The organism is Flavobacterium sp. (assembly GCF_043756175.1).
Lineage (GTDB): Bacteria > Bacteroidota > Bacteroidia > Flavobacteriales > Flavobacteriaceae > Flavobacterium.
The window spans coordinates 1-18463 of sequence record NZ_JAYURN010000033.1 but is presented as its reverse complement, the minus strand read 5'-3'; the positions used below and the strand labels follow the sequence as shown (position 1 = coordinate 18463).

Genomic DNA, 18463 nt, shown 5'->3' with positions numbered 1-18463 from the left:
CAATCGAAAGTAATTTGTTTTTCATAATCTTGGTTGTTGATTTTATTAAAATTAGCACTCCAAATATAAAATTATTTTTAAATAATAATTAAATGATTGAATAAATTAATTAACAAATCGACAAACTACATTGTTTTATTTTAAATATTATGCAAACATTAATGAAATAATTTACGATAATCGAATTTATTAAAATGACTTTTCTTACTTTACATTTTCAATAAAAAAAACTAATTTTATAAAAAATTTCAAAATGAATCTAAGTTATTGGGAGCTTAAAAATTGGTTTACAAATGTTGACTATACTATTGTAGGTAGTGGAATAGTTGGTTTGCACGCCGCTATTCATTTACGAGAACGTTTCCCAGAAAGTAAAATTTTAGTTTTAGAAAAAGGAATGTTACCGCAAGGAGCAAGTACAAAAAATGCAGGATTTGCTTGTTTTGGAAGCATTTCTGAAATAATAGATGATTTGAAATCTCATTCTGAAGAAGAAGTAATACAACTCATACAAAAACGTTGGCAAGGTTTGCAATTACTCAGAAAAAATCTGGGTGATGAAGCGATAGATTTTAAACCTTTTGGCGGATATGAATTGTTTCTAAAAAATGACGAATCTACTTATAACGAATGTTTACAGAAATTACCGTTCATCAATGATATTTTAAAACTAATTTTCAAAGCCGAAGTTTTCGAAAAAAATATCGACCGATTTGGTTTCCAAAATATACAGGAATATACTATTTTCAATCCGTTTGAAGCACAAATAGATACTGGAAACATGATGCAAGCTTTATTGAAAAAAGCACAATCAAATGGAATTTTAATTTTGAATAATCAGACTGTTTCTAACTTTCATGACAATGGAAAAGGTGTGGATATTCAAGTAAACGATTATGGTTTTACAACAAAAAAACTACTTTTTGCTACCAATGGTTTTGCTGGTGAATTAACAAACAATGCGGTGAAACCTGCTAGAGCACAAGTTTTAATCACAGAACCTATTCCGAATTTAGATATAAAAGGCACTTTTCATTTAGACAAAGGTTATTATTATTTCAGAAATATAAATGATAGAATTCTTTTTGGTGGTGGCAGAAACCTTGATTTTGAAGGAGAAAATACTTCGCAATTTGGTCAAACAGAAATCATACAAGATAAACTAGAAGAAATTCTAAAAACCGTAATTTTGCCCAACACCGATTTTAAAATTGCACATCGTTGGTCTGGGATTATGGGCTTAGGGAATAGCAAAAGACCAATTGTTGAACCCTTATCAGAAAACGTATATTGTGGCGTGAGATTGGGCGGAATGGGTGTAGCCATTGGGAGTTTAGTGGGACAAGAATTAGCAGATTTATTGTAAATTATCTTGAAAAAGATGATGTTTAATGAACTTTCTGTTATTAATGTTAAAAAAAAACTATTTTAGCACCAAATTACTATAGAAATAGATTTTTGTAAATTGAAATTTTAAAAACATGAACAAACATTACTCTTTGAATCAAATTATTTGTATTTTTTTATTTTTATTCTCTAATCTTCTTTATAGTCAGCGTAGTGTAACTCTTGAGTTGAATGGAAAATACTTTATCAACACTGGAGCATATTACCCATCTATTATAAAGTATCGTCCAGTTGGCGGAACAACATACACAACCGACAGTAATCCTGTTAATTATTTTGGATATTACGTTTACAATCTGAACCCTTTTGTAGAATGGGAATTTTTATTTGATAATGACCCAACTCCATTAATCACAAATCATAATTATAACAGTATAACTAAGAATATTGGTTATACTTATGATTTTGAAGGCGATAATATTTCTGAAGGTTGGAGGGGTTATCACAAACCGAGTGTAACAGGTCAGCATGTTTATTCCACAGGTGATGGAACAAGTAATTATGTCCTTTTAGACTGGTCACCAGGCAATAATACTTCTCTTGTTTCACCAAAATTGAGTAATATATCTAATGATAAAAAAATAAGTTTTTGGGTAGATAAAACCTATAATAATAATAGCACGTTTCCTACGGCGTTAGAAATAGGTACTTTTACTAATCCTTTTGACCAAAGTACTTTTCATGTTTTAAAAACAGAATATATTACAAATGAAGATTTTTATAAAGTAACCGTTTATTTAGATAATTATAACGGAACAGATGCTTATATAGGTATAAGAGGTAGCGGTGGTAATGGCGGTGAGGTTTTAATTGACAACTTTAGTTACGAACAATCGGTACATTGTGCCGATATTTCTAATATTCAAGTAAATACTATTCAGGAGCATTCTGCAAATTTGACTTTTGATACTAATCAAACATTATGGGAAGTTGAATTAAAAAATATGATTAGTGGTGTTACCTCAACATTTACAGTAAATCAAAATAATTATACTTTACAAGATCTAACAGGTAATACCGGCTATCAAGTAAGAGTTAGATCAAAATGCGATACCGATCATTTTTCAAATTGGTCTACTACGGTAAATTTTACTACCATTTGCAATTCCTTAACTGCTGGATATACTACTTCTTTTGGGGAGCAACAGTATTATATTGACCCATGCTGGAAAACAATTACGAATGTTGCTAATGTTTATCAAGGCTCTGCAGGAACTCCAACTACTATTCTACCTAGAACGGGTTCAAGAATGATTGAAATGACTAGTGGCATGGGATATAGTACAGATAAAAAAGCTTATTTAATTACTCCATATGTTCAAGATTTAGATAATGCTAAAAGAATCAAATTTTTCCTTTTAGGTAGTGGTCAGTATATAAATAATTCATTGACGATTGGAACAATGTCCGATCCTAATAATAGCGACACTTTTATTCCGTTGAAAACAATTTCACCAGAAGAAATGAATGAAATTGATGGTTTTAAAGTAAATCCGTACTGGAAGGAACACATTGTTTACCTTGATAATTATGACGTATCGAACAACCATCATTATATTGCTTTAAGACAAAATTTTGAAGATGACGGTATGTTTTTTATCGATGATTTCACATACGAAAACATTCCTGCTTGTAAAGAACCTACAAATTTAACAACATTAGAAACAGATTATAATTCTGTAAAAGTTAGTTGGGAAAACTACCAAAATTCATCTTCAGAATGGCAAATTGAATTTGGACCAAGAGGGTTTGTTCAGGGCTCAGGCACATTTTTAAATTTAACTACAAACCTATTTACAATAAATTCAAATTTAACAGAATCTACTGAATACGATTTTTATGTACGATCAAAATGTGGAAATATATATAGCAATTGGTCTGACAGGGGTTATTTTAAAACACGTTGTTCAGGAATTACAACAGGTTATTCAAACAATTTTGAAAATGAAAATTACACCAACGACAATACTTGTTGGAGAAGATTAACCCCAAGTATAAGAGATAGTTGGTATAGTCCAAATTATTCAGTGTCATTTACTAGTCAATCTCCAGGGACAGCTACAGCTCATTCTGGAACAAAATTTTTAAGCCATAGCGTTCGCGATGTACCTTCAGAAACAAATGAACACGAAAAAACAATTGCAATCACTCCAAGATTATTAAATTTTAATAATTATAAAAAAGTTTCTTTTTGGGTTTATTTTCCTGGCGATTGGCAAGTAACAAGTAGAACTTTTGAAGTTGGAACACTTTCTAATCCTAATGATTATACAACTTTTACATTTTATAAAACCATCACAATTACAGAAGGATTCAATCAATGGAAACAAATTACTATTGATTTTCCCGATTACAGACGAAATGATGAATACATTGGAATAAGACAAGTAGCTTCTAATAATTATAGTTCATTTTTCTTAGATGATTTTCAATATTTAGACAACAATTGTCCTAAAGCAACAGCGCTAAAAGCAGTACAAATAAATAATAATACAGCTACTTTATCTTGGCAAGATAACAATACCTCATTTACAACACCTAGTTGGGATATAGAGTATGGTCCAATAGGATTTACATCTGGAACAGGAACTGTCGTAAACGCAACTTCAAATCCTTTTGCTTTAAACGGATTAACCGAAAATACTGAATATGAATATCGTGTAAAAACGAATTGTGGCATTACCAATTTAAGCGTTTGGAGCGAACCATATACGTTTAAAATTGCTTGTGTTAGCAATGCGCCACTATCTGAAAATTTTAACCAATTTGACATTGAAAATGACCCAAATTGGAAGGCTAATTTCTGTTGGACTTCAAATAATAATAATATATTAATTAACCCAAGTAATATTGGGTTTGAAGTGCCTGGAAATCAAATAAATTCAAATATTGCTTCATTAAATACTGGAAATACTGATCCTTTTGGTGATGGTGAAATTTATAAAGAACATCTTATTTCACCATTTTTATCCGATTTTAATAATGGGAAAAGGGTCAAGTTTTGGGCAACATTAAACGATGTAGATTATACCCAAGAAAACCAAGAAACCGTAAATTTGGTTATAGGTACTGTTAGTAATCCTTTGGATATTTCTACTTTTTCTCCATTTACTACTATTTCATTAAAAAAACGAGATTACTTAGGAAAAGAATTTATTGTTGATTTCAGTGCTTATACTGGTAGCGATAAATATTTTGTTTTTATGCATGGTGACAACACCGGAAATTCTTCAAGAATTTATATAGATAATATTCAATACGACAACATACAACCGTGTATAGAACCACTTAACTTAAATATTAAAAGTGTAAATTCTTCTCAAGCTTTAATTGCTTGGGAAAACACCATGAGTAATCCTAATTTAGTTTTAGAGTATGGATTAGCAGGATTTCTAAGAGGTACTGGCACTATAATCACGGTTAATAATGTTAATGAAAAACTAATAACAGGTTTACAAGAAAACACCAATTATGATTATTATTTATATACGCAATGTAGCCCGCAAACAAGTTTTATAATTGGCCCTAAAAAATTTACTACCACTTGTAATTCATTAACATTACCATGGATAGAAAAATTTGATACTGTAACAACTTATGGTGAAAATCTTATGCCAAATTGTATGAAATCCGACGGTGTCTGGGAATCAAAAGATACACCTATAGATAATTGGAATTCTAATATAGCAGATTTTAATGGTGTTGATGATACTTTTTATGCATTATCAACTTATAGTGGTGTTTCTAATATGTTTACCCCATCATTCAATTTAAGCGCAGGTACAACATATACCTTTAGCTTTTATCAACAAAAAGAATACCAATATGCAAGTGGAGGAATTGCAGAGGTAAATGTAGGCTTAGGTAACGAATTAGTATTTATGAAAAACAAACTAGGTGTTTCTAGCGGTGAAATATCTATTGATATGAGTCAATTTAAATATCATTTCACACCTATTATCTCAGGGGATTATTCTTTCTTATTAGCGTCATGGAATTATGGAGGATATAAAACCTCCGTTGATAATCTTGAATTAAAAGAAGGATATATAAATGTTATCAATCAAGATATTTTTACAACTGATTATAATTTTCAAAGCCCTAATAACGACATATTGTTAGAAGCAACACAAAACACAAAATGTGAGATAACAGTACATCCAAATGATAATTCAAATAGTTATGTACAAATGTTTGGAGCTGATAATTACGCTCCTACTTGGGTTCCAGAAACAACTTCAGGCAAAGATAGTAATGATATTTGGGTTAAGAATCAAAATCATATTTCTAAAATAAACTTTAAAATAGATGCTAATTTAGCAATAACAAATCTATATATGTCAATGGATTTAAAGCAAACTTTTAGAGAATCAAATTTAGAATCACGCTTTAGACTGTTAGTAAACGGAAACCTAATTGGAAACGTTTATTTGCCACAAACCAGTAATTCTGATATATTTACTAAAATAGAGTTTGATTTAACACCATATATTGGTCAAGTAATTAATATTTCTATACAACATTTAGGGAAAAATAATGATGGAATTGGAGACAATGCTTTTGTAGATAATTTAAAATTCACAAATTCTCCATTACTATCAAACAATGAATATGTTTTCAATAGTCTTAATTATTACCCGAATCCAGTCAACAAAATTTTAAACATTGAAAACAATTCAATTATTTCTTCTATTGAAATTTTTACTTTAACGGGACAATCTATTTTTAATAAAAACTATTCTACTAATAAAGTTATAATTGATACAAACAATTTTGCAAGTGGCGTATACTTTATAAAAATCACTTCTAATTATAAAAATAAAACAATTAAAATCATAAAAGAATAATTCTTATTATTTTAGAAAAAAAATGCATTGTAAATCAAATTTGGATAAAACCTTTTTTAGATTTGTAATGCATTTTAATTTTAGTAGATTTTATATAATGGCAACAAAAAAAGTAGTAAAACCAAAAGCAAAACCAGTTCCTAAAAAAGAGAAAGCTAGTTTTGGGAGTAAAGTAAAAAGTTTCATGTTCAAATTTATCATGTGGTTTGTAGGGCTTTCGGTGCTTACAGTTATCATTTTTAGGTTTGTGCCCGTGTTTTACACGCCTCTCATGATTATTCGAGCATTCGAACATAACGAAGCGGGAAAAGACATGGTTTGTAGTCACGAGTGGGTTCCGCTCGAGGATATTTCAATGAATTTGCAAAAAGCAGTTGTCGCTAGTGAAGACGGTTATTTCTTAAAACACAATGGTTTCGATTTTAGTGCCATGAACAAAGCTTTTAATAGTAATTTGAAAGGCAAAAAACTAAAAGGAGGCAGTACCATTTCGCAACAAACTGCAAAAAATATTTTCCTATGGCAAGGTCGAAGTTATTTAAGAAAAGGGCTAGAAGCTTATTTTACAGTACTTATCGAGCTTTTTTGGGGCAAAGAACGCATCATGGAAGTGTATCTGAATAGCATCGAAATGGGCAATGGTGTATATGGTGCCGAAGCTGCGAGCAAACACTGGTTTCACAAAAGTGCCAAGAATTTAACCAAATACGAAGCCGCTTCTATTGCAGCAATTTTGCCAAATCCTATAAAATATAAGGCAACCAATTCTTCCTCGTATGTCGAAAGAAGAAAGAACAAAACTTTACGAGTTATGAAATCAGTTGGGAAATTGGAATATTAAAAAATTGGTTAATAATTTGTTAGCATTTATTGAATGGTAAAACTATTTAGTAATTTAGTCATCAATATCAAAAAATAAAAAATGATTTCACTTTTCAAGAAAAAATATATAATTCCAGTAATAGCAAGTGCTTTCCTATTTGTGGGAGTAAGTTTTAAAGAAGATTTTTTTGAAATTGCCAAACAAATAGAAATCTTTACCACATTGTTCAAAAACCTCAATATGAACTATGTTGACGAGACCAATCCTGGCGAGTTGATGGATAAGGCGATAAAAAGCATGTTGGTACAACTGGATCCTTACACGAACTATTTTAACGAGCAAGATGTTGTAAAAGCCAAGATAAACAACACGGGCGAGTACACGGGAATTGGTGCGATATTAACCCGAAAAGATGGAAGACTTATTGTTCGTGAACCTTACAAAAACTATCCTGCAGATAAAGCTGGGCTAAAAGCTGGCGACGAAATAATTCAAATTGGCGATGTAAATCTAATCGATTTCAAGGATGATGCAACACAATTGTTAAAAGGCGGAAAAAATGCAAAAATTGATTTAAAATACAAACGAAATGGCGAAATAAAAACCACACAACTCATTCTGGAAGAAGTAGATATTAAAGCCGTACCATTTTTTGGAAAAATAGACGACAAAACAGGTTACATTGTTTTAGAAAAATTTAATGCAAAAGCATCGTCAGAAACAAAAGATGCATTAGAAAAACTTAAAGAACAAGGATCCACTCAAATTATTCTAGATTTACGAGGAAATCCGGGTGGCTTGCTATCCGAAGCGGTAAATATTTGTAACTTATTTGTACCCAATAACGAAATTATTGTAACCACAAAATCGCATATTGCCAAGCACAACAATACTTATAAAACATCGAAAAATCCTGTCGATTTAGAAATTCCACTTGCAATATTAGTTGATGGGCATAGTGCTTCGGCGAGCGAAATTGTTTCCGGTGCTTTGCAGGATTTAGATAGAGCTGTTATTATAGGTTCGAGAAGTTTTGGTAAAGGATTGGTGCAGCGTTATGTAGATTTAACTTACGGGACCCAACTAAAAGTGACAATTTCTAGATATTATACACCTTCCGGCAGATGTATTCAATCTTTAGATTACACGAAAAAAGATGCCAACGGAAAAGCTATTCGTACCGAATCCAAAAATTACAATGCCTTTAAAACCAGAAAAGGTCGTCCCGTTTTTGATGGTGGGGGTGTTTTACCAGATATCGAATTAGAAGAAACTAAAACCAATACCATCATTGATGCACTAGTAAGAAATGATGCGATCTTTAATTTTTCTACTCAATATTGTATTAAAAATTCAAATTTAGGCAACAAAATGCCAATACTTACTGATAATGATTTTATAGAATTCAAGAAATTCCTAAAATCTCAGAATTTTTCTTTTGATACAAAAACCGATTTGGCACTAAAAGAAATGCTTGAAGTAGCAAAAAAAGAAAAAATAGACACTGCAATAAAATTGCAATATGACACTTTATTGGCTTCGCTTCAAAAAGCAGAAGAATTAGAAGTAGACAAAAGCAAGCCTCAAATATTAGACTTATTGCGTGACGAAATTATAGTTAGAAACCAATATAAGGAAGGATTATATATCTATTATACCAAGAATAATTCTGAGATAAAAAAAGCAACACAATTGCTGAATAATACGGTTGAATATAATAAAATATTGAAAAAATAGGTTAAGAATTACACCAATTTTTCCCAACAGTCGCATTTGACGCATTCCAAAAAAGGAGTGAAAAACTCCTCTTGGAACGACGACAAAGTCGAGCTGTTATTAGGTGTCATTGTAGAAAATCTCGTCACATATTAACTTTTTTAAATGCTATCAATAAAAGAACTACAATCTGCAATAGATAAATATCAATCATTAGATTTTCAAACTATTTCTATTGAAGAAGCATACGAATTGTTTTGTCAAATAATGATTGGTTTTTATGTAGCTCCATTAGTATTGTACAACGAACCAATATTTAGGGCTCGTAAACATTCTGAGAAAGGTAAGTTGTTCGAAAATATGAGTGATCTCATTTATCCTATAAATCCTTCAAAATATGGTAGACTTAACGATGTTGGTGAAAGTATTTTTTACGGCGCTTTAAATAAAGATACAGCATTTGTGGAAATGAGATTAAAAGTTAATGACGAGGTCACTCTACTAGAAAGCAAAAGAAAAAGTAGTTCTCAACTTTTGATGATGGAAATCGGTATAAAAGAAATAATTATAGAGAAAGGTTCTAAGCCTGATTTCAATCGAGTGCATCTAGATCGATTTGAACAAACTTGTGATAGTATGGAAAAAAAAGACAGATATCATATTATAAATGATTTTCTTATTACCGAAATCACAAAAATAGTTTCGGACAGTGAAACATATAAATATAAAAGCACGATAGCAATTGGGCAACATTATATAAAGGGAAATCCTGCAACTGAAGGAATGTTATATCCAAGCATTACAAGACAGAAAGCAGGTTGTATTGCACTGAAACCACATTCGTATGACAAGTTTTATGCGCCGGATAAATGTTTCAAATTGAAAGTAACTGATATTGGAGGCAATGGCGAAATCACATTATTGTGCGAAAATATTTCTCATAAAATAGAAAATAATGGAAAAATTATTTGGTAGATATCAAACAACACCGCTGTAGCAGCGGGACGTTAGTGGCCCGATAGCGCGGATTTACAATCCGTGCCCGTAACAATAAGTTATACGTTTCTATGTAAATTTAATCTTTGCTCTTTTATATTCTGTGTGGGCACGGATTACAAATCCGCGCTATCGAATTCAAAAAACTACTTGAAAATTTCAAACTAATTTGTGATAAAAAACAACATGAGACACTTTCTATTTTTACTTCTATTCCTTTCTTTTTCTGAGGCAATAATGGCTCAAGAAGAAATTATTCATTCGGTTTATTTTGATTTTGATAAATTTAAACTCGACGAAAAACAAGCAGCTGAAACCGTCAATTTTATAAAAAATATCGATTCTACTCGAATTGAATCAGTTCAAATTTTTGGTTATTGCGATGATCGTGGCAAAGAATCATATAATTTTAAATTATCTAATAATCGGGCTTCTGTCATTCAGAAAAAACTAGTCGCGAGCGGTATTAAAAACAAAATTATTGTCACCATTGAAGGCAAAGGTCGGGTCATGATTGATGATGATATTATAGAAAATCTTCCCGAAGTTCGCTCTAAAAATCGTCGTGTCGATGTGGTAATTAATATGAAACCATTGCCCAAAATTCAGATGCCTGGCATGTTCGATATGGTGCAGAAAAAACATATTATTGGCGACAGGATATTTTTAGGAGATGTTCTTTTTCAAAAAGGAAGTAGCAAACTGAATTTAAATGCAAAAAATGATTTGGAAAAAATTGCCAAAGCATTGCTTAAATATAAGAATTTACAATTCGAAATTCAAGGACATGTTTGTTGCACGCCGCCTTACCAGAAAGAAGCAATAGATAGAGATACTAGAAAAAGAGAACTTTCTGCTAATAGAGCTAAGGTTGTTTATAACTTTTTTGTGATTAAAAAAATAGACAAAAACAGAATGATTTACAAAGGTTACGGTACTGCAAAGCCATTAGGAAAAGAACCTCAATATGACCGCAGAGTAGAGCTTGTAATTACTAAAATTTAAGATTTCTTCATCTCAATGTGCGGAATATCATCTTCTAAATACATTTCGGAAGTTTTGACAAAGCCATGACTTTCATAAAATTTCTGTAAATACATTTGAGCGGAAATTGTGATTTGGCTTTTATCATAATTTTGCTTTATTCCAGCAATAGCTTCAATCATCAAGTTGTTTCCCCATTTCTTATCACGGAATTTTTCAGCTACAATAACACGTCCTATCGAAGCATAATCAAAATAATCGCCAGCATCAAATAATCGGCAATAAGCAGCTAATTCGTCATTGTAATAACCCAAAACGTGTAATGCTTTCTGATCTTTATTGTCTATATCTTGATATACGCAGTTTTGCTCAACCACAAAGACTTCGCTTCTTAATCTTAACGTTTGGTATAATTCTTGAGAAGAAAGTTCTTTAAAAGACTTTATTTTGAATAATAATGACATTGTGAGATTTGTTTGCTACAAATATAACAAAAAAGAGAATCTCACGATTCTCTTTTTTTATTTCTTAAATTTTAAGTTTCATTCCTGGCTGCAGATTTTCGTCTTTAATATCATTTAGTTTTTTAATATCGGCAACTGTAGTGTGGTGTTTTTGAGAAATGCTAAACAATGAATCTCCTTTTTGCACTACATATAATATTTGTTCTTGATATTTGTCTTTTTTCTTAGTGTTGTCTTTTTTAGAAACTTCGGCAATAACTTCTACTGTTTTTTCAATTTTTAGCTTCTCTCCTACTTTTACAACATTATTGACTAGATTATTCCATGATTTTAAATCATCAACGGTAACGTTATTGTTTTTAGCGATTAATGAGATGTTATCGCCTTTCTTGATAGTATAAAAAAAAGTTTCTGTACTTGGTTTTTCTCCCGAAATTTCGGAATTTACTACGGCAATAACTGGTGCGTTAGATAATTTGAGTTTGTCACCCAATTTGATGTTTCCATCTTTTAGGTTGTTCCATTTTTTTAAATCGGCAACATATAATCTGTGTTCTTTTGCAATACTGGTTAAATTTTCTCCCTGTTTTACAATATGTTCGTTAACAGCAACTGCTTTTTCTTCTGTTAATTCTGGTTTTGTGACTTTTCCTTTTTTAACTATTTCCTTTTTAGAAACTGATTTATCAAGAACAGCAACTGCATTTTCTTCGCTTACTACTACTTTATCTTCTAAAATAGTTTTTGGTTTTTTAACTTTTTGAACCACTGCAATTCTCTCTTCGGTAATAATTGTTAAACTTTTACCTTTTTGTAATTTATTGCTTTTTAGGTTGTTCCATTTTTTTAAATCCGACAGGGCAACGTTATATTTGTCGGCAATGTCGCTTAGATTATCTCCGCTTTTTACTTTATGAAATTTAGTTTTAGAAACATTTTTCATAATCGTTTTGGTTTCTACCAAAGCTTCTTCTATATTTTCATTCACAGCAATAGAATCTTTAACAATCTTAACTTTAGGTTTTGCAGTAAAAGGTCTTTCTCTATTTTTCTCCTGATAATTTACATAGGCATACATCTTGTCTTCGTTTGAAGCAAAAATGGCAATTTTATCTTTTGGCAAACACAAAAAATGGGTTTGGTTAGTTACATAAGGAATCACTTTCATTTTGTATGAAGGATTCAAGAATTCTATTTGTGCTTCTGGCATATCTAACAAGGCCGAAATTTGTTTAAAAGACATTTTGCTTTTTATCGCAATCGTATCGGTAGCAAAGTGATTTACCACTGTTTTATCTGGCACAATTCCGTGTTCTTTATGGTATTCGAAAATATACATCGTAGCCAAAAACATAGGCACATAAGCGGCTGTTTCTTTTGGCAAAAACTTCTTGATATTCCAAAAATTCTGATGTCCGCCCGAGCGACGAATTGCTTTGGTTACATTTCCAGCTCCAGAATTATAAGAAGCTAATACCAGTTCCCAGTCTCCAAAAATCTTGTACATATTACTCATGTATTGCGCGGCGGCATCACTTGCTTTTAGTGCGTCGCTACGTTCGTCTACATAAGAATTTACATTTAGTTTGTATTGTTTTCCTGTTTCGTACATAAATTGCCACAAACCTGTTGCACCCATACGAGAAACGGCTTTTGGGTTTAATGCCGATTCTACAATTGCAAGATATTTTATTTCTAATGGCACATTGTATCTCGCCATCGCTTCTTCGAACATAGGGAAATAATATTTTGAAATTCCTATGAGTCGCTCGTATGAACGCTTTCTGTTTTTAAGAAATGATTTGATAATGTTTTCTAAACCAACATTATATTCGATATTAAATGGTGATTTCTCATCCATTAATCTTAGTCTTTCTTTCAAAAGTTCTGTTGGCAATTCGAAATCGACACTTTTATCTAAATCTATATTTTTAAAATCAGCTAGTAATTCTTTAGAAATATCTTCGTTTGTAAGTTCTCTAAAACATTTTTCATCTACGCATGCAGACATTTCGTCTATCACATAAGTGGTCTTTAGCGAGTCTAAAAATGATAGTTTTAGTTGTGGTTTTTTTACAGAATCATGAAAAACAATATCTTGCGAGAATATATTTGTAACTGAAAACAGGAGTAGTAAAAAAGCAAATTTCTTATTCATCATAACAGTAGGGATTATAAAGTGTTATATTTCAATATGTTGCGAATGAGTACAAACATAAAGTCTTAAAACGAAAAAAGAGAAAAAATATTGTTAAAGTTGTATTTTTTAGTCTAAAATAGCTGCAATTCCTGGCAAAACCCTTCCTTCTAACATTTCTAACATGGCGCCACCTCCTGTAGAAACATAACTCATTTTGTCTTCAAGACCAAATTGTTTTACTGCTGCAACACTATCACCACCACCAACAAGTGAGAAGGCACCGTTTTGAGTAGCTTCGGCAATAAAATTTCCTAATTGAATAGTTCCGTTAGCAAAATTTGACATTTCGAAAACTCCTAATGGTCCGTTCCAAAGTATGGTTTTTGATGCTAAAATTACTTTTTCGATGCTTTCTAACGATTTTGGACCAGCGTCTAGTCCTTGCCAACCGTCAGGTATATTATTAATATCTATAATTTGAGTTTCAGCCCCATTAGAAAATGCATTAGCAGCAATAACATCGACAGGAAGATGAATTTGTACATTCTTTTCTTTCGCTAAACTCAAAATTTCTAAAGCCAATTCCATTTTATCGTCTTCACAAAGTGAATTTCCTATTTTTCCGCCCAATGCTTTTACAAAGGTAAAAGTCATTCCGCCACCAATAATCAAATGGTCTACTTTATCTAGAATATTCTCGATTACTGTAATTTTTGATGAAACTTTACTTCCACCCAAAACTGCTGTAACAGGTTTTTCGCTGTTTCTAAATACTTTATTTAAGCTTTCTATTTCTTTTGCTAAAAGTGCTCCGAAACATTTATGTTCAGGAAAAAATTGTGCAATTATAGTTGTTGATGCGTGAGCTCTGTGCGCAGTACCGAATGCATCATTCACATAAATATCACCTATTGTTGCTAATTTTTTTGAAAATTCTATATCGCCCGCTTCTTCTTGGGTGTGAAAACGAAGGTTTTCTAATAATAAAACTTCGCCTGGTTTTAAATTTGATGCTGCATTTTCTGCTTCTTCCCCTATACAATCTGAAGAAAATTGAACTGGAACTCCTAAAATTTCTGAAACTTTACCAACAATATGTTTTAATGAAAATTGAGACTGAACTCCTTTTGGACGCCCTAAATGTGACATTAATATTGCGCTACCACCATCGGCAAGAATTTTGTCTATTGTTGGTTTTGCGGCTTCAATACGAGTTTCATCAGTAACATGAAAACTTTCATTTAGTGGAACATTAAAATCTACTCTTATTAGGGCTTTTTTATTATGAAAATTGAAGTCGTAAATTGTTTTCATTCTGTTGTGCTATTACTTGTTATTATATAAATTTTGAACCATTAAATTATTAAGAAATGTTAAGTGCTTTACTTAATTTGACTTAATAAATTAATGGTTCAATTTGTTTTAATTATTCAAAAAACTAATCGTCATTATTTTCTTTTTGCGTACAAGGACAGTTACTCGCTTTTTGTAAGAAATCGAAACCTAAGGTTACCATGTGTGTTCCTGAGTTAAAAGCTGATAATTCGTTTAGAGTTAACTGATAAGAATAACCCATATAAAAGCCTCCTTTTTTGATACCTAACATTGGTCCAACAGTAAGTGGTTTCATAGGCTGGTCGTTAAGGAAACGATACGTAGCGCCTACCCAGAAATATCCTGTTCTTTGGTTGTCTAAATACCTTAGTTTGACATTCAAATCGGTGCTAGAACGTCCGTCACTTTGAAAATATTGAAAAAATGCAGATGGTTCTATTTCTGTTCTGCTGTCTCTGTTTCCTCTAAAAGTATATCCAGTATATAGTTGATAATTTCTTAACAAATTAGGCTCTAGGTTAATTGGTGAGGATTTGAACTTTTCTATGTTTTTATTTAACAGATTGGCAGTACTGAAAGCAGCATAAAAAGATTTACGTCTGTATAACAAACTGACATCAAAATTATCATTACCTGTATATCTGTCATTAAGAACTAATGGATTATAATCCAAATTTTGTGTGTCAATTCTAAAACTATTAAAGTTGTAAGAAATACCAAAAGACAAATATTGCTTCGAATAATAATCTAAGATAATGTGGTGTGCAAACGAAAGTTTTATTCCAGTTTGTCTTGTGTAACCGTTCTTATCATTGTATAAGGAAAGTCCAACACCCGATTGATTGGCAATTCTAAAATCGGCATATAAAGCCTGGTTTCTAGGCGCATCTTTTATACCAACCCATTGGGCAAAACCGTTTAGCCTTATTCTAAAATTATCTCCAATTCCTGCATAAACAGGTGCAATAACAAAAGGGTTGTCCGCCAGATATTGTGTTGCTGGCGGAACATTTAACTCTTGTGCAAAATTCTTTGTAAACGAAAGTAAAACAATCGCAATCAGGAACTTTTTCATTTTAAATATTTTATTTAGTGACGTTGTCATAGTTCTTGAATTAAAATTATCTGTACAATGTAAAGTGACCTACAAATTCCTCGGCGTTGCTTTCGTCCACTTTTACAACATACCAGTAATCTCCTGATGGCAATTCTTGTCCGTTATACTTACCATACCATTGTTGTCCTTCTGGCAATTCCGCCACCATACGACCGTATCTATCATAGATTCTTGTCATTAATTTAGGATAATTAGACGTGTTTAGTGGAGACCAACCGCCACCATCACCTGGTGTGTACACGTTGATAATTTTTATTGGTATGAAAGTTTTTGGGAACAGTTTTTCATCATAACATCCATCACTATCAGTAACTCTAACGGTATAAACGCCTGTTTCAGTTATAATATAGCTATTGGTACCATTGTCATTTCCGTTGAAAGTAAAAGTGTATCCGCCTGATCCATACTGAGCGGTAGCAACGATTTCATTAAGACCTCCAGGGTTTACTGTTAGCTCTATTGGTGCAACTACAGTAAACGGAACTCTTTTAATACAACCTGCAACATTAACATCAACATAATGTGCTCCTGGTGCAAGTCCTCCAGTTCCTACGAAGTAGGTACTAGTTGAATTATATGGTAATGCACCGTCTAAACTATAGGTAGCTACTTGATTACGCGGCGTGCTGTTAACGTTAACAGTATACTGACGTGCATTCAAAATACATTCAGAGTCATAATCAGGAGCAAAATTCGCTGGCGTGTTTAAAACAACTACTATATTCTCGGTACAATTGTTATTATCTCTAATATAAACCGTATGTGTACCTCCGTTAAGCACTGAAAACGGGAATACTGTTTGTCCAACTGCTCCTAAAGTATATGGCCCTGTAATGCTATCTAGACTAACACTGTACTTCGGAGTACCTCCTGCGACAGTAATGCTGAAAGAAGCTGTGTCACCCAAACATAATGCTTGTACAACGCTTGGTCCGTTTAGTGTTGGAGTTATTGGCTCTGGTCGTGTAATAACTAAATTTCGTAATTCATCACTACAACCCAATGGTCCATTTTGCAATAGAATAGAATACCAATCTGAATATACAACTGGTATTACTCCCGGAGGAGAAGAAACTGTATTAGGAGTCAGATTAGAAATCGTAGCATACCACACCGCTGGATCAAACGGAGTAACTGGAATAGTTACAGGTGGTGTTTGGGTAACAGGTAACTGAATCGTTTGCGAATTATAAACAGGTGGTATAGCTGTTGATGTCGTAATAACATACGTTAATGGCCCTACATAACCTGTAATTCTTAGCACAATTTGACCATCTGTGTTTCCAAAACAAGTAGCTCCTGATATTGAGAAAAGAGAAGCATCAAAAGCAACTGCAGGTTGATCAATTCTCACTGAAAGAGGCGTTGGTAAAGTACAATCTCCACTAACAACACTAACTTGATAGTCACAATTTCCAGGTAAATTTGTAAAATTACCAGATGATTGAGGACCCGTAGTTATACCTGTTGTTATATTTAGTAATGTATACTGATAATTACCTAAACCACCTTGAGCAGCAACATTAATTACCCCAGTAGTATCACCAAAACAATTTACATCTTGTTTTGATAACAATGTTAGTGTCAATGTATCTAAAGGTGAAATCGTAACGCAAGATGGAGTCACGGTCTTACAACCATTTGCATCTTGAACATAATAACAAAACTGTCCTGTTGTCCCATTTGGAATAGTAATATCGGTAGATGTTGGAAACATAAACGGAGTGTATACACCACCTAGGGTCGTGCTATAGCTATATGGCGGTGTTCCGTCAAAACCATTTAATGTTAACACTGTTGGTTGCGTACAAGATATAGCTGTTTTTGTATTTAAAGCTGAACTCAACTGATTTGGCTGCGTAATAGCTACTGGGAAATCATTAAAACAATTCCAGCCGTCTCTAATTTCAACATTATAATTACCTACTGGAATGCCTGAGATACTCACAGAACCAAAAGCTGGTAATGGGAATGGTCCAGAAGCTATTGTTGAAGGCAATGGTCCTTTTATTGTATAAGTATAATTACTTCCTTGCCCACCGGTCACATTCGAGATATTAATAGATGTTGAATCTCTAAAACAAGCAAGGTTAGGTGTTGTTGCTGTAACTGTTGCGCCTATAGCAGTTGGATTTGTTAGTGTAACATTAGTTGAAGTTCTACAACCCATTACATCTCTTACATATACTGTATAAGTAGCCTGTGTTAATCCTGTAAAGTTTGGATTAGTGCTATAAGGAGCAATAATCACTGCACCTATCTGAAGTTGGAATTCGTATGGAGTCGTTGTCCAACCGCCAGTAGCTAATGCTGAAATAGTTCCGTCGTTATTTCCTGCAACACAAGTTATAGGAGTGCTCGTTACTGAAATCGTTAATCCTGCCGAAGGTCCAGCTACTGTAACTACGTTAGAAACTTTAACACAGAAAGGTGTTGCTGTTTCTGAAACTTGTATTGTATAGCTTCCAGCTAATAAACCAATAATAGGCTGAGGATTTAAAACCGTTGTGTTTCCTGGTCTATTAATAGGTAAAACAGGATTGCCTAAACTATCAAAAATAGTATAAGTATAAGCTCCTGAATAACCTGTTACATTTATCGAAATTGCTCCATTACTATCACCAAAACAAGTTA

The 18463-nt window shown here is 32.4% G+C and carries 11 protein-coding genes; 6 read left to right on the top strand and 5 right to left on the bottom strand.

Going from position 1 to position 18463, the window contains the following annotated elements:
* The first annotated feature begins 253 nt into the window (after window positions 1-253).
* From ACH2BP_RS01895 to ACH2BP_RS01870, 6 genes are all read left to right on the top strand, one after another.
* Window positions 254-1366, top strand: coding sequence for an NAD(P)/FAD-dependent oxidoreductase (locus ACH2BP_RS01895; protein WP_395056470.1), 1113 nt, complete (start codon window positions 254-256; stop codon window positions 1364-1366).
* 115 nt (window positions 1367-1481) lie between these two features.
* Entirely contained in the window at window positions 1482-6254 is a 4773-nt protein-coding gene (locus ACH2BP_RS01890) for a fibronectin type III domain-containing protein (protein ID WP_395056468.1), read from the top strand.
* Window positions 6255-6351: 97 nt separating this feature from the next.
* On the top strand, window positions 6352-7095 hold the full coding sequence (mtgA, locus tag ACH2BP_RS01885) for a monofunctional biosynthetic peptidoglycan transglycosylase (protein ID WP_395056466.1): 744 nt from the start codon (window positions 6352-6354) through the stop codon (window positions 7093-7095).
* A gap of 81 nt (window positions 7096-7176) precedes the next feature.
* Window positions 7177-8814: a S41 family peptidase gene (locus tag ACH2BP_RS01880; protein WP_395056464.1), complete on the top strand. Its 1638-nt coding sequence runs from the start codon at window positions 7177-7179 to the stop codon at window positions 8812-8814.
* A 144-nt stretch (window positions 8815-8958) separates the two neighbouring features.
* Window positions 8959-9768 (top strand): RES domain-containing protein, encoded by an 810-nt coding sequence (locus ACH2BP_RS01875; protein WP_395056462.1) that lies wholly within the window; start codon window positions 8959-8961, stop codon window positions 9766-9768.
* Between the two features lie 207 nt (window positions 9769-9975).
* Window positions 9976-10794, top strand: a complete 819-nt coding sequence (locus ACH2BP_RS01870) for an OmpA family protein (protein WP_395056460.1) — start codon at window positions 9976-9978, stop codon at window positions 10792-10794.
* On the opposite strand, the gene ACH2BP_RS01865 is transcribed toward ACH2BP_RS01870, so the two are convergent.
* The 5 genes from ACH2BP_RS01865 to ACH2BP_RS01845 all read right to left on the bottom strand — a co-directional run.
* The gene (locus tag ACH2BP_RS01865; RefSeq protein ID WP_395056458.1) at window positions 10791-11237 is read right to left on the bottom strand and encodes a GNAT family N-acetyltransferase; all 447 of its coding nucleotides are present in this window, start codon (window positions 11235-11237) and stop codon (window positions 10791-10793) included. The genes ACH2BP_RS01870 and ACH2BP_RS01865 overlap by 4 nt on opposite strands.
* A 64-nt stretch (window positions 11238-11301) precedes the next feature.
* Complete coding sequence (locus ACH2BP_RS01860) at window positions 11302-13398, bottom strand: LysM peptidoglycan-binding domain-containing protein (protein WP_395056456.1); 2097 nt, start codon at window positions 13396-13398, stop codon at window positions 11302-11304.
* A 105-nt stretch (window positions 13399-13503) separates the two neighbouring features.
* The gene (locus tag ACH2BP_RS01855) at window positions 13504-14691 is read right to left on the bottom strand and encodes a phosphoglycerate kinase (RefSeq protein ID WP_395056454.1); all 1188 of its coding nucleotides are present in this window, start codon (window positions 14689-14691) and stop codon (window positions 13504-13506) included.
* A gap of 124 nt (window positions 14692-14815) precedes the next feature.
* Window positions 14816-15787 (bottom strand): type IX secretion system membrane protein PorP/SprF, encoded by a 972-nt coding sequence (locus ACH2BP_RS01850; RefSeq protein ID WP_395056452.1) that lies wholly within the window; start codon window positions 15785-15787, stop codon window positions 14816-14818.
* 46 nt (window positions 15788-15833) lie between these two features.
* Window positions 15834-18463, bottom strand: a 2630-nt coding sequence (locus ACH2BP_RS01845) for a T9SS type B sorting domain-containing protein (protein ID WP_395056450.1), incomplete at its 5' end; no start/stop codon positions are given.

Coding starts and splice junctions, on each gene's coding strand:
- ACH2BP_RS01895 (WP_395056470.1), top strand. CDS start 254: ATGAATCTAAGTTATTGGGAGCTTAAAAATTGGTTTACAAATGTTGAC.
- ACH2BP_RS01890 (WP_395056468.1), top strand. CDS start 1,482: ATGAACAAACATTACTCTTTGAATCAAATTATTTGTATTTTTTTATTT.
- mtgA (WP_395056466.1), top strand. CDS start 6,352: ATGGCAACAAAAAAAGTAGTAAAACCAAAAGCAAAACCAGTTCCTAAA.
- ACH2BP_RS01880 (WP_395056464.1), top strand. CDS start 7,177: ATGATTTCACTTTTCAAGAAAAAATATATAATTCCAGTAATAGCAAGT.
- ACH2BP_RS01875 (WP_395056462.1), top strand. CDS start 8,959: ATGCTATCAATAAAAGAACTACAATCTGCAATAGATAAATATCAATCA.
- ACH2BP_RS01870 (WP_395056460.1), top strand. CDS start 9,976: ATGAGACACTTTCTATTTTTACTTCTATTCCTTTCTTTTTCTGAGGCA.
- ACH2BP_RS01865 (WP_395056458.1), bottom strand. CDS start 11,237: ATGTCATTATTATTCAAAATAAAGTCTTTTAAAGAACTTTCTTCTCAA.
- ACH2BP_RS01860 (WP_395056456.1), bottom strand. CDS start 13,398: ATGATGAATAAGAAATTTGCTTTTTTACTACTCCTGTTTTCAGTTACA.
- ACH2BP_RS01855 (WP_395056454.1), bottom strand. CDS start 14,691: ATGAAAACAATTTACGACTTCAATTTTCATAATAAAAAAGCCCTAATA.
- ACH2BP_RS01850 (WP_395056452.1), bottom strand. CDS start 15,787: ATGAAAAAGTTCCTGATTGCGATTGTTTTACTTTCGTTTACAAAGAAT.